Origin of the sequence: Paenisporosarcina quisquiliarum, assembly GCF_043641925.1 — a bacterium.
GTDB classification, from domain to species: Bacteria; Bacillota; Bacilli; order Bacillales_A; family Planococcaceae; genus Paenisporosarcina; species Paenisporosarcina quisquiliarum_A.
In genome coordinates this window covers 21,987-34,113 of the sequence record NZ_JBHZRU010000025.1, presented here as the reverse complement: position 1 = coordinate 34,113, position 12,127 = coordinate 21,987, and the positions used below count along the sequence as shown (strand labels likewise).

Genomic DNA, 12,127 nt, shown 5'->3' with positions numbered 1-12,127 from the left:
GTTTTGTTTATTATTCAAGCCTATCAAATGGTTGGCGTGAATAAATACTGTGAATCTTGTACAAGCTTGGAGTAGAACATCGAAACTATGAACTATTCAGGAGGGAAAAGTATGGTTAAAATGCGGCAAGATGCATGGCTGGATGAAAACGATGAGTTATTAGCAGAAACTGTCTTACGCCACGTGCGCGAGGGCAGTACACAGTTAAATGCGTTTGAAGAAGCTGGAGATGCTTTAAATCGAACAGCTGCTGCTTGCGGATTTCGCTGGAATGCGGTTGTAAGAAGAGAATACGAGAAAGACTTAAAAGAAGCGAAAAAAGACAGAAAGCAAAAAATGCGTGTACTTGGAAAAGAATATCGACGTCGCGGTCAATCTCTTTTTCTTGTAGGTCGTGAACCCGAATCACAAGAAGAACGTGTTCAAATTCCGCTTTCCGCTCTGTCGCTAGATGTGGTCATTGCTTATTTACTACGCTTGCAACAAAATGGAACGGGTGAAGGCGAATCGTTCAGATGGCGAGCTCTACTTTCTCATTCACAAGAAAAAGTGAGCCAGCTTGAGCGTGAAGTTGAACGATTAGAAAAAGAAAATGCAACCATTCGAGAAGACTATGAGCAATTTGTTCATATCATGAATCGCGCAAGACGATTAGTGACGTTAAATGATGATGGTGAAAATGTTTCACCTGTTTTTCAAATGGAGAAGAACGGAAATTTAGTCGTAAAAGAACCGCCAGTCAATTGATTGGCGGTTTTTCTTTGTACTGATTACGGATAGGTATAGGGATATTTCTACTAAATTAATAGGATCATCCTATTTTACTTAACATTTTTTGATTTCGCTCAACCACTCGGGTTAAGTAATAAAGATACAAATCCGTTTCGCTCGGTTGGATGGATTGCATATGAACATTGTGCATGACATGGTTCATAAACCGTTGAATATGGATCACTGTGTCTTGAACTGTGATCTCTTCACCTGTAATTTCGCTGAGAGATGCCATCACTTCTGGAACAATTTGAGGATATATAAATTTTGTTGGCTCTCCTTGCAGTCCGGCAGCATAAAAATCTTTTATCAAATTTGCTCTTTTGGACCCGCTTCCTTCTATACATAAATAGATTTGAACGGCGATTCCAGATCGTAAACGTCTTTGTGAAATGCCGGCAAACTTCTTTCCATCAATACTTAAATCATAGGAACCTGGACAATACGAACCGACAATTTCATAAGCTTCTATTCTTTCGGCATAATCAGGAAAAATATGTTGAATAAATTCGACCATAATATCGTAACCTGCCCCGATATCTAACGCTTTTTCCTTTTCAGATAAAACAATCGAAACATTTAACACACCTTTATCTAAAACAACCGCTAGTCCACCTGAATTTCGAACAATGGATTGGTATCCTTGTTGTTCTAATACTTCTCGGCCTTTTGCAATATGAGGAAGACGATGGTCTTGAATTCCTAATACCACGGTTTGGTCGTGAACCCATGTCCGAATGGTTGGCAAAGATTCATTCTTCCCAACCAGTTCACACAACATGTCGTCAGCCGCAAACGATTCAAGTGCAGAGCTCGATTGGCCACTCATCGATTGATCCCAAAAACGCCATTCTTTATTAACAAATAAATCCTCAAACGCTGACATATTTACTCTCCTGACATCATGCTTTGGGCTGCTGTCATAAGGACGAGTTTATATACGTCATCTGCAGAACAACCTCTTGATAAATCATTAACTGGCATATTTAAGCCTTGTAATATCGGACCAAGCGCTTCAAATCCGCCTAATCGTTCGGTTAATTTGTATCCGATATTTCCTGCTTCTAGGGATGGAAATACAAATACATTGGCGTCACCTTGGATCGGAGAACCTGGTGCTTTTTTTCCGGCAATTTCAGGCACATACGCTGCATCAAATTGGAATTCACCGTCAATCTGCAATCCAGGTGATTTCTCTTGTGCGAGTTTAGTTGCCTCTTCTACCTTTTTCGTTTCAGCAGAAACAGCTGAACCCTTCGTTGAAAAAGATAGCATCGCTACTTTTGGTTCCATTCCAAATGCTTTTGCTGTCTTCGCACTTTCAACCGCAATTTCAGCTAAGTCTTCACTCGTAGGTGCGATAGTTATGGCACAATCCGCGAATACCAATCTCTCTTCTCCTCGAACCATGATGAATGCCCCACTCGTTTTAGAGACGCCTGGTTTTGTTTTAATAATTTGTAAAGCCGGTCGGACGGTTTCAGCTGTTGTATGAGCAGCCCCACTAACTAATCCGTCTGCATATCCCGTGTAAACTAACATTGTACCGAACGTATTCACATCTTTTAGCTGAATTCTCGCCTGAGCATGAGTTGCTTTGCCGTTTCGACGTTCAACGAATTTCTCTATTAACTCTTCAAGTTGCTCATATTGGACGGGGTCAATAATTTCTATTCCATCCAAATTTATACCCGCTTGATTCGCAGCAACTTCCACAAGTTCTTTTGCTCCAATTAAGATTGGTGTGACGATGCCTTCTTCATGCAACATCCTTGCAGCTTTTAATACACGCTCGTCTGTTCCTTCAGGTAAAACGATCTTCACTTTTTTATTGGAAATGGCTTGTTTAATTTCATCCATAAAGTTTGTCATGTGGCATCTATCCTTTCAAGAAGTATCTTTAGGTTTTTTTATATTCATTACTAGCTGTGATTTAGTATTGTCTAATAAGCGAGGTCTCGTTCGAAAGCAAGCTTTCGAGTCGTTTCTTCCAGCGCCGGTGTCGAGCTTTCTTAGGCTTCTCCGCTTTTCTGATTGTCTAGCTCCAAGCGCCAGCCTGCACTTAAGCTTAGGCCCACAGGAAGTGGGTCATGAAGGCGTTGTGCCACGATGGCACGATTTTAGCCTTCCTTCTTCTCTCTCGAAAGCAGGCTTTCGCATCGGACCTTCCAGCGCCAGCGTTAGGCTAAAACGGTGCTTTACGCTTTTCTTATTGTCTAGCTGCGAAGCCTAGCTCGCACCTAAGCTTCAGAAACTCGTTCGAAAGCAAGCTTTCGAGTCGTTTCTTCCAGCGCCGGTGTCGAGCTTTCTTAGGCTTCTCCGCTTTTCTGATTGTCTAGCTCCAATCGCCAGCCTGCACTTAAGCTTCAGGTCCTCAGACGAAAGCAGGCTTTCGCATCGGACCTTCCAGCGCCAGTGTCAGGCTAAAACGGCGATTTCCGCTTTTCTTTAAGCATACACGAATTTGTCATACTTCGTCATGTCTGAATGGTGACATTGTAGGAATCCCAAAGGGTTTTATGCTACACTTGTCTTGAGATTTTTTATTGAGAAGGAGTGTCCCATACATGAATGAAGCAGCACAAACTTTAGATGGTTGGTACGCGTTACATGATTTCCGTACAATGGATTGGACGTCTTGGAAGCAAATATCCACTGAAGAACGTACAGCCGCAATAAATGAGTTTTTAGGATTTATTGAAGAATTAAATGTTGTGCATGAAGCAAAAACAGGAAGCCATGCTTTTTACTCGATCGTTGGTCAAAAAGCTGATTTCATGTTGATGACTTTACGTGAAACAATGGATGAGTTGCAGCAGCATGAAGCGAAATTCAACAAGTTGGCGATTGCAGAATATACAATTCCTGCTTATTCTTATGTGTCAGTAGTTGAGCTTTCAAATTACTTAGCTGGCGAATCAAATGAAGATCCTTATCAGAATCCTCATGTTCGCTCACGTTTGTACCCAGAACTTCCTCGTACGCAGTATGTTTGTTTCTACCCAATGGACAAGCGTCGTGACGGAGATGATAACTGGTACATGCTTGCAATGGATGATCGTAAGTCAATGATGCGCAGTCATGGTATGATTGGTCGCGGTTATGCAGGTAAAGTAAAACAAGTAATCAGTGGTTCAATTGGATTTGATGACTTTGAGTGGGGCGTTACTTTATTCGCAGATGATGTACTTCAATTTAAAAAATTGATTTACGAAATGCGTTTTGATGAAGTAAGTGCTCGCTTTGCTGAATTCGGTTCATTTTTCGTTGGAACTTTGTTAGATTCGAATAAAACAACTGAATTTTTAAATGTTTAAACAAGTGGGCTACGCATCGCATGCGTAGTCTTTTTTTTGTTCTATTTTTAAATGTATTTCATATGTTGAAATGGAGGAGGTTGTGCTGTGGCAGTTGTTCGCGCAACTGAAAAGGACATTCAAACACTTGCCCGCCTAATGAGGGCTGAAGCGGAAGGTGAAGGAAAGTTAGGCATGTTGTTAGTCGGTAATGTGGGTGTCAATCGTGTACGATCGGACTGTTTGGACTTTAAAGCTATACGCGACATTCAAGATATGGTGTTTCAAAGTCCAGGTGGTTTTGAAGCCACTACCAAACCCTACTTCTATCAACGCGCTCGGGAAACTGATATAGCATTGGCACGCAGGGTTGTTGCTGGTGAACGCTTCCACCCTGGTACTCGATCTTTATGGTTTTTTGAACCCCCTGGCGAATGTCCCCCACAATGGTATAACCAATGGAATGTTGGGCGTTTTAAGGCACACTGTTTCTATTCACCAACAGCTCAAGATTGCCCGAGAATTTAAATTTGAAAGGATGATCACTTGGTACAATATTATTGGAACCCGGCGTATGCTCAACAAATGCAGCAAACCCCACCACAAATCCCTGCAGGAGGAAGACCACCACAAGCTGCTGCGGAAGAATCTTACATTGAGAACATTCTTCGACTGAATAAAGGTAAGCTTGCGACCTTATATTTCACCTTTGAAAATAACCGCGAGTGGAATTCAAAAGTTATTACAGGCATTATCGAAGCTGCTGGTCGTGATCATGTTATTGTCAGCGATCCGAAAACAGGCAAACGATACTTAATGCTGATGATTTACTTAGATTACGTTACATTCGACGAGGAAATTAATTACTTATAATTCAAGTCAAACCCTAACGAGTCTACTGAAAATCTTAGGTTTAAGAGTGGCGTAAATACATCCAATGAATAAAGGAGAGATTCCGTTCAATTTCCGAACGCAATCTCTCCTTTTTGCTTTACTGTAATTTTCGGCATTAAAAAAAGATGCTCTCTAAATGAGAACATCCCCTAATTAACCCATATGTTTAACAACAGCAACAATAACTAAAACCCACGCGATCAAAAACGCTACACCACCAATTGGCGTAATCGCTCCTAAAATGCCGATTCCACTTAAACTCAAAACATATAAAGAGCCAGAAAAAATCACAATTCCAGCAAGCATTAAATATCCTGCCCAGCTAAGTTGTGATACATGGCCGATAATGCTTGGACTCATTAGAATCCCAATAACGATTAAGCCAATCGCATGATACATTTGATATTGAACGGCTGTTTCCCAAATGGCTAAGTACTTCTCGGAAAGTTTTTCTTTTAACGCATGAGCTCCAAAAGCTCCAAACGCTACTGCTAAAAAAGCATTTATAGCACCAGCAATAATAAAAAATGGCATGACTACATTCCTTTCTTTCTTTCAACTAAAAATCAAATAACGAATCACCGTTTGCACCGTCTTCTTTTAACGGTTCCGCAGGTCTAAGTGATGGCGATTCAGTTTGACGAATCATAGGCACATCTATTTGACGAGTCGATTGGTATTGGACTACTTTAGGACTTTCACTTAATGCAACATCACATAACGCTCGAATGGCGACTAAAGCCTCTCGGGCAACTGAGTCGTCTTGATTATTGGCTGACGAAGCGTGCTTTTCTATTTCAGAAATAATTCGACTAAGTGGGATCATGACTTACCTGCCTCCCTTGGTTTCGGTTGAAAATTCATACATTCCATGCCAGAAGATCGCTTCACAACGATTGACGGCAATTCTTTTGTTTTAAATTGATAAGCTCGACAACCTCTAGGATGGCGTGTGTCCCACGTGACGTAAAAATGACGACATTGAAAACAATTCACGCTCAAAGTGAACTCACACTCCTTTTTCTCTTATCACTTTACCATGAATTTTCATTTAAGCAAAAGTCGATTGGGGTTAAACCCGAGTTTACTAAATGTTCATTTATTGCCGAAAAAGGTTTGCTTCCAAAAAATCCTCGATGTGCACTTAATGGGCTTGGGTGGACGTTTTCGATAATGACATGCCGTGAGGTGTCAATAAGTCCTTGTTTTTTCTGAGCAGGTCTTCCCCATAACACAAAAATCACAGGGACCTCTCGATCAGACAACCTTTGAATCACTGTGTCCGTGAACGTCTCCCATCCGATTCCTTTATGAGAATGGGCTTGTCCTTGTCGGACGGTTAAGACCGTGTTTAATAATAAAACCCCTTGATTTGCCCACTTTGTCAGATTGCCATGTAGTGGAATCTCACATCCTAAGTCATCATGTAATTCTTTCAAGATGTTTCGTAAACTTGGTGGATGTTTCACTCCATTTTGTACCGAGAAACTAAGCCCATGCGCTTGACCCTTACCGTGATAAGGATCTTGTCCCAAAATGACAACTTTTACATCTTGAAAGGACGTTTGATGAAAGGCATTCCATATATGATCCATGTCAGGAAAAACAGTTTCGTTTTCATATTCATCTTTTAACTCTTCCCGCAGATTTAGATAATAAGGTTTTTCAAATTCATCAGCGAGTACTTCCTGCCAATCATTTTGAAAGATCAATTTAGACAAGCTGTTCACTCCTCAAACTCAACTGTTACTTGATAATCTACTAATGAAAACATATCCGCCACGGATCTTGCGGCATTTTCTTCAGCAAGTTTCAGAACTCCCTGTGCAGACGTTTCTTCTATCATAAGTTTTTCTGCTTCTTCAGCTAACTCGTAAGCTTCTTCGATATTTGCTTTTTGTCGAAACGCCCCTTCGTATGAAAAGACTTCAACTTGGTCAAATAAAATCTCGGGTCCTCCAAGGAATTCAGCTTTCGGTAGAACAATGGTAGCAGTCTTTGCTTCCTCATTTAATGTCACATCATTCGCTTCTACTTGAGAGAAGTCGATCCCAGCTTTTATTGACCCAGGAATGACAACCAGCAATTGACGTTTTGTACCAGGCAAGTCAATTCCAATTTCTTGTCCAAACAACTGATTATCTTGTCGTTCAACGATTACTTTTGTATAAGCTTCAGCTGTCGCAAGCTCATTTAATGATTGTATTTGTTCGAGGAATGCGCCTTTATTTTCCGTGAATGTACTGCCTTTTAACATCCACATCGTTAAGAAGGGAATACTAACGATTAAAGCCAGTAAAATCGCAGCGATCCATAAAAACTTGCGTGTCCAAATCGACAATAACATTGAGCCAACTTTCCAAAACCCCGAAGACTGGGGTCTTACACTGTCGATAGTCACTGCAGATTCATCCTGCGCTTTCAGTTCTTTAAGAAGGAATTCAATTTCTTCGATTTGCTTTTCTTTAGACATGATTCTCCCCCATTCTCTTATATTCGCTATGAATCTAGTACGTTTACCATAATAGAAAGTTTCAAATTGAACAACTCAGACGTGCGTGATAGGATACAAAAAGAGGTGAAGAATCGTGTCGGATTATCAGTGGCGTGAGAAAGTAAGGAATGTGCAACAATCGACAAAAGAAGAAAGCCAAGTTCCAGAGCGAGCAAAATCACTTGGATTTGGTTGTTTCACGCTAGGCATGATATTGATGAGTTTATTTTTAGCTTTCTTTGCTTATGGATTATTCACGCAAGGACAATGGATGTTCGGTACAGTTTCCATCGTACTGGTTGTTGGAATCGGATTTATGGTATTTAAATTAATAAAAGCGGAAAAGCTACCTTAATTGAAATTCTGCCTACTTTTGATAGTATAGAACTAGAACTAACATGAAAAGAGGGACTAAAATGACTTTGAAAAAAACACTAACAATCGCTGGGTCTGATACATCTGGTGGTGCAGGTATACAAGCTGATTTAAAAACATTCCAAGAGCATGGCACATATGGAATGAATGCTCTTACAGTTATCGTAACAATGGATCCTGATAAAGGCTGGAGTCATGGTATCCACCCTATTCCAGTTGAAACTTTACAAGCTCAATTGAAGACTGCGTTATCTACGAATGTGGACGCAATTAAAACGGGCATGCTTCCTACTGTTGAGATTATTAAAGCGGCAGCAGATGCTATCGATCGTTCAGGTTTAGAAAAAGTTGTCATCGATCCGGTTCTTGTATGTAAAGGTGAAGACGAAGCGTTATTCCCTGAAAACGTAGAAGCGATGGTTCAAACTCTTTTACCTAGAGCATTAGTTGTTACTCCAAACTTGTTTGAAGCGGGTCAACTTTCTGGACTAGGAAATTTAACTACAATTGATGACATGAAGCGTGCAGCTGAAAAAATTCATGCGGCTGGTGCTAAAAACGTGGTCATTAAAGGCGGAAAACAACTGAAGCATGAGAAAGCAGTTGACTTATTCTACAACGGTTCAACATTCACATTGTTAGAATCGGAAAAGACGGACACTTCTTATAACCATGGAGCGGGTTGTACATTTGCTGCAGCTATTACAGCGAACCTAGCGAATGGACTAGCAGTTGACGAATCCGTATTAGAAGCGAAAAAATTCGTTTCAGCTGCAATTGCAAACGGTTGGAAATTAAACGAATATGTTGGACCAGTTATGCACGGAGCGAAAAATCGTTTTGGTGCACCTGATATCACAACATCTGAAATATAGAAGAATGAATGAGACACACCATCAAAAATGATGGTGTGTTTTTTTACGGCGTTGGAAGCTTCGTTTCGAAATTATAATTTAGCGCAAGGATTGACTAATTTGGCGCAAAAGATCATTTTTATGGCGTTATACAATTTCCCGCCCTCACCACTCCGTCAAAAAAGGAAACCAAACTTCGGTTTCCTCTTTACCTACCCTATTTGTTTTTATCCGACTGAAGCAATACTAATTTTTCTTTTAGTTGTTGTTGGTTCCATTCGACCACTTCTTCTGAAACGTACTTCATTTTTTTCCGTCTCTTAATGTTGACTTGACCATTCGTTGCTCTCGTATACCCTTCAATCATTGCGGCAATTGCGAGTATGACGAGCGCAAAACTAATCGCAGGTGATAATGGAAGCCAGGGAGCTCCTTGCAAATAGCGGAATGAATTTCCAAAAAGCCCTGCCCATTCATAAGCAATTGACTTGGGCGGATCAGCGAACATTGGATCATAACTTACCAATGTTCCTCCTAAAAATAACTTGAGTAATCCTAAATGGGCAAAAACAATGAGCGATTCCACAACTTGTTGGCCATATAGAACAGCCATTTTCTCACGCATTTGGGGTACCAAGTGGCGAATAATGATTCTGCGACGACTAGCCCCTAACGTTCTTGCTGCTAATATGTATTCTTGTTGATACAACAAGTTGGCTTCATTCCCAATCAACGAAGCGACAATTGGCACAGTAATTACTGCCATGATGACCACCTGGATAACAACACGTTCAAAAACAGTAGTAGTAAATCCCTCCATAGGCATCCAAAGAACAGGTGATAGTAATAGGACTGCAAAGATCGTCATAGGAACATAGTGAATCGGATCAATGATTCCGTTAATCCAAGAGCGTTGACGCTGTAAATACGTTCCAATCATGTAGCCAAGTGGAACGGCAATGAACATGCGTAAAGCGGCCACGGCCATCGCACCGAGAATCGTATACTTTGCACCAATCATAATTTTCGCGAACATGTCATAGCCAAATTCGTCAGTGCCAAGTGGATGCTTCCAATATGGTGAGATTGGTGGTGCTTCTACTGCACGACCATTTTCTTCGATAAAAAAGGTTTGTTTAGGAATGGATCCGAAAATCCATTCAAATAGAAAACTACCTACTAAAAAGAACGAGATGATGCCAAATCCAAGGATAAATAAAGGCTGTCTCCAAACTGACTTCATCATACTGCCTCCCCTCTTCTAAGTCGGCGTATGAAATACCATTCACCAATACTGTATAAAATGAAAATCGGTACAAAGAAACTCAATACAGTAATGAGGAAAAGAACTCCGCTTATATTTTCGTACATAAATAACATAATTCCTGGGATATTAAACATTAATTCGAGAATAAAGAGATTGGATAACATGAACCACATCGTCTTTTTCGACTGGAAAAAGACACTGATAATCGCATTTCGGAAAATGTGCATGAATAGGATAAATGATTTACTAAATCCTAATGACTTAGCAAGTTCAACATATGACTGTCTTTCTTCTGACTCGAAAGTAATCATGCTTAACCGATACAGTTGAATCATCGGTAAAATCATCAAACATAAAACGGGTAGCCAATAGATTCTTTCGTCACCCATTACGGCAATTTTTGAGACAAGGAATCCGGTCTTTTGAAAAATGATAACGACCACTAATTGAGCCAATGTGATAATTAAAATATCCGGTAACGACTCTAAAAAATAAAAAATCAGTTTCACTCGAGATCTCGCTCTTTCTTTAAACATCATCGTAATAAATGTTCCAAGTAAAGCGATCAGGATAGCTGCTCCTAGTGCCAAAAATAAGAGTTGAAGTGAATACGTTATGTATTCAATAATTTTAGGAAAGACAGCAACTTCCTTAAAAACTCGGCCCGTTGAATATTCGATCGATAATTCACGGATATTCATAATTGTGACGACATGAAATTTTAATGCCTCAAAATACTCCCTCCAAAGAAATTCTCCTTTTTGAAAGCCCGCAATTAATAATGGAGCCCCACTGATCAGTAAAATACTGATGAGAGCAACGATGAATTGAATCACCCATTTTAGAAAACCTTTCATATATGTATCCTCCTGAAGTTCATTTGAATCTGTATCTACTAATCAATTCGAAAAAATCTGATAGTTCGATAATATCATATTTCCATTTCGAGTTACGAAAAATTTCCCAATTGATTTTCTCAAGCAAGCTAATCGCTTTCATCATTCGAATTTACTATACTTAGTGTTAGGACTTTGAAAGTGAGTAGGAGGAATTTATTAATGGAAATTGTACAAGTCGAAAAATTGCAGGAATTGTTGAATTCCTTTGCTGATAAAGATGTTTATATACACCTCGAAACGACAAACGGTGCTTATGCGTCACATTTTGACGAAACCGTTTTTAATGCAGGTGCTTTTATTCGCAATATTGTCGTTCGTTATGAATTAGGAAAAGTTGTGGGAGACAATCCTCACCGAGTGGGACTTAAATTACCTCACGGATGGGTGTACGCGCAAGGAATTACTCACTACGAATTGGATGAGCATGGTCGATTATTAATGGCTGGTCATGACTCTACAGGTAAATTAGCAGTAGCTCTACAAATTAGCGAAACCCCATTTACGTATTAAGAAGGAGGAACCAAAATGACACTTCCACACGAAAGACATGTTTTAGTTGTTTTCCCACACCCGGATGATGAAGCATTTGGTGTATCAGGGACAATCGCTAATTATATACAGCAAGGCATTCCAGTAACGTATGCGTGCCTAACGCTTGGTGAAATGGGCCGTAATCTAGGAAATCCGCCATTTGCTACACGAGAATCACTTCCTCATATTAGAAAACAAGAATTAGTCGACGCAGCAAAAGCAATGGGTTTGACCGATTTACGTATGATGGGATTACGAGATAAGACGGTTGAGTTTGAAGATGACGAGGAAATGGTTCAAATGATGACAAAGCTAATCGATGAAACGAACCCATCTTTAGTCATTACATTCTATCCGAATTATGCAGTTCACCCTGATCACGAGGCAACTGCTCGTGCTGTCGTTCGTGCTGTACGTCGAATAAAAGAAGCCGATCGTCCAAAATTATATGCAGTCGCTTTTGCAAACAATACGAAGGATGACTTAGGAGAACCTGATGTTATTCATGATATTAGGGACACACGTGAACAAAAGTTAGGTGCTATGCGTGCACATATTTCACAAACGGCATGGATGTTAGCTGAAATGGAGAAACGCTTGGCTGAGGGAGAACCTGAAGCTGAGAACTGGTTGACGTACGAACGATTTTTCAACTATCGTTGGCACGATGATTTCGAAAGTGAATTTTAATGAACTCCTGAAAATACCTTTTTTAATGGTATTTTCAGGTTTTTTCTTGTTCATGC

At 40.1% G+C, this 12,127-nt stretch carries 17 protein-coding genes; 8 read left to right on the top strand and 9 right to left on the bottom strand.

Annotation, left to right across the window (positions count from 1 at the left end; translation table 11 throughout):
* Positions 1-111: 111 nt before the first annotated feature.
* The gene (locus ACHUE4_RS15755; protein ID WP_394191764.1) at positions 112-747 is read left to right on the top strand and encodes an RsfA family transcriptional regulator; all 636 of its coding nucleotides are present in this window, start codon (positions 112-114) and stop codon (positions 745-747) included.
* A gap of 64 nt (positions 748-811) precedes the next feature.
* Here the strand turns inward: ACHUE4_RS15755 and lipL are convergent, their stop codons facing one another.
* A complete protein-coding gene (gene lipL / locus ACHUE4_RS15750; RefSeq protein ID WP_394191762.1) occupies positions 812-1,657 on the bottom strand; it encodes an octanoyl-[GcvH]:protein N-octanoyltransferase in 846 nt (281 codons plus the stop codon).
* 2 nt (positions 1,658-1,659) lie between these two features.
* Positions 1,660-2,643, bottom strand: a complete 984-nt coding sequence (gene pta, locus ACHUE4_RS15745) for a phosphate acetyltransferase (protein WP_394191760.1) — start codon at positions 2,641-2,643, stop codon at positions 1,660-1,662.
* A 695-nt stretch (positions 2,644-3,338) separates the two neighbouring features.
* Here pta and hemQ point away from each other — a divergent pair.
* The 3 genes from hemQ (at position 3,339) to gerQ (ending at position 4,940) form a co-directional block, all read left to right on the top strand.
* Complete coding sequence (gene hemQ / locus ACHUE4_RS15740; RefSeq protein ID WP_394191758.1) at positions 3,339-4,088, top strand: hydrogen peroxide-dependent heme synthase; 750 nt, start codon at positions 3,339-3,341, stop codon at positions 4,086-4,088.
* Between the two features lie 87 nt (positions 4,089-4,175).
* Positions 4,176-4,595 (top strand): cell wall hydrolase, encoded by a 420-nt coding sequence (locus ACHUE4_RS15735; RefSeq protein ID WP_394191756.1) that lies wholly within the window; start codon positions 4,176-4,178, stop codon positions 4,593-4,595.
* A gap of 18 nt (positions 4,596-4,613) precedes the next feature.
* Complete coding sequence (gerQ, locus tag ACHUE4_RS15730; protein WP_394191754.1) at positions 4,614-4,940, top strand: spore coat protein GerQ; 327 nt, start codon at positions 4,614-4,616, stop codon at positions 4,938-4,940.
* Positions 4,941-5,114: 174 nt separating this feature from the next.
* Here gerQ and ACHUE4_RS15725 read toward each other — a convergent pair whose 3' ends face one another.
* The 5 genes from ACHUE4_RS15725 to ACHUE4_RS15705 are packed head-to-tail and all read right to left on the bottom strand — an operon-like array spanning position 5,115 to position 7,434.
* A complete protein-coding gene (locus tag ACHUE4_RS15725) occupies positions 5,115-5,495 on the bottom strand; it encodes a DUF423 domain-containing protein (RefSeq protein WP_394191752.1) in 381 nt (126 codons plus the stop codon).
* Between the two features lie 25 nt (positions 5,496-5,520).
* The gene (locus ACHUE4_RS15720) at positions 5,521-5,787 is read right to left on the bottom strand and encodes a YwdI family protein (RefSeq protein ID WP_394191750.1); all 267 of its coding nucleotides are present in this window, start codon (positions 5,785-5,787) and stop codon (positions 5,521-5,523) included.
* Positions 5,784-5,963: a uracil-DNA glycosylase gene (locus tag ACHUE4_RS15715; RefSeq protein WP_394191749.1), complete on the bottom strand. Its 180-nt coding sequence runs from the start codon at positions 5,961-5,963 to the stop codon at positions 5,784-5,786. Before ACHUE4_RS15715 ends, ACHUE4_RS15720 begins: the two co-directional genes overlap by 4 nt.
* 32 nt (positions 5,964-5,995) lie before the next feature.
* Positions 5,996-6,682 (bottom strand): uracil-DNA glycosylase, encoded by a 687-nt coding sequence (locus ACHUE4_RS15710; RefSeq protein ID WP_394191747.1) that lies wholly within the window; start codon positions 6,680-6,682, stop codon positions 5,996-5,998.
* A 5-nt stretch (positions 6,683-6,687) separates the two neighbouring features.
* Complete coding sequence (locus ACHUE4_RS15705; protein WP_394191745.1) at positions 6,688-7,434, bottom strand: DUF4230 domain-containing protein; 747 nt, start codon at positions 7,432-7,434, stop codon at positions 6,688-6,690.
* Between the two features lie 115 nt (positions 7,435-7,549).
* On the opposite strand from ACHUE4_RS15705, the gene ACHUE4_RS15700 reads away from it, so the two are divergent.
* Together ACHUE4_RS15700 and pdxK are read left to right on the top strand one after the other, a co-directional pair.
* On the top strand, positions 7,550-7,810 hold the full coding sequence (locus ACHUE4_RS15700; RefSeq protein WP_394191743.1) for a hypothetical protein: 261 nt from the start codon (positions 7,550-7,552) through the stop codon (positions 7,808-7,810).
* A 61-nt stretch (positions 7,811-7,871) separates the two neighbouring features.
* Complete coding sequence (gene pdxK, locus ACHUE4_RS15695; RefSeq protein ID WP_394191741.1) at positions 7,872-8,705, top strand: pyridoxine/pyridoxal/pyridoxamine kinase; 834 nt, start codon at positions 7,872-7,874, stop codon at positions 8,703-8,705.
* 196 nt (positions 8,706-8,901) lie between these two features.
* On the opposite strand, the gene ACHUE4_RS15690 is transcribed toward pdxK, so the two are convergent.
* Both ACHUE4_RS15690 and ACHUE4_RS15685 read right to left on the bottom strand, forming a co-directional pair.
* A complete protein-coding gene (locus ACHUE4_RS15690) occupies positions 8,902-9,927 on the bottom strand; it encodes an ABC transporter permease (protein WP_394191739.1) in 1,026 nt (341 codons plus the stop codon).
* A complete protein-coding gene (locus ACHUE4_RS15685) occupies positions 9,927-10,808 on the bottom strand; it encodes an ABC transporter permease subunit (protein ID WP_394191737.1) in 882 nt (293 codons plus the stop codon). Before ACHUE4_RS15685 ends, ACHUE4_RS15690 begins: the two co-directional genes overlap by 1 nt.
* Positions 10,809-11,009: 201 nt before the next feature.
* Between ACHUE4_RS15685 and ACHUE4_RS15680 the strand changes: the two genes are divergently transcribed.
* Positions 11,010-11,360: a YojF family protein gene (locus ACHUE4_RS15680; RefSeq protein WP_394191735.1), complete on the top strand. Its 351-nt coding sequence runs from the start codon at positions 11,010-11,012 to the stop codon at positions 11,358-11,360.
* Between the two features lie 15 nt (positions 11,361-11,375).
* Positions 11,376-12,071 carry a bacillithiol biosynthesis deacetylase BshB2 gene (gene bshB2, locus ACHUE4_RS15675; protein WP_394191733.1) on the top strand — a complete coding sequence of 232 codons (696 nt, stop codon included), beginning with the start codon at positions 11,376-11,378 and terminating at the stop codon, positions 12,069-12,071.
* The last annotated feature ends 56 nt before the right edge of the window (positions 12,072-12,127 follow it).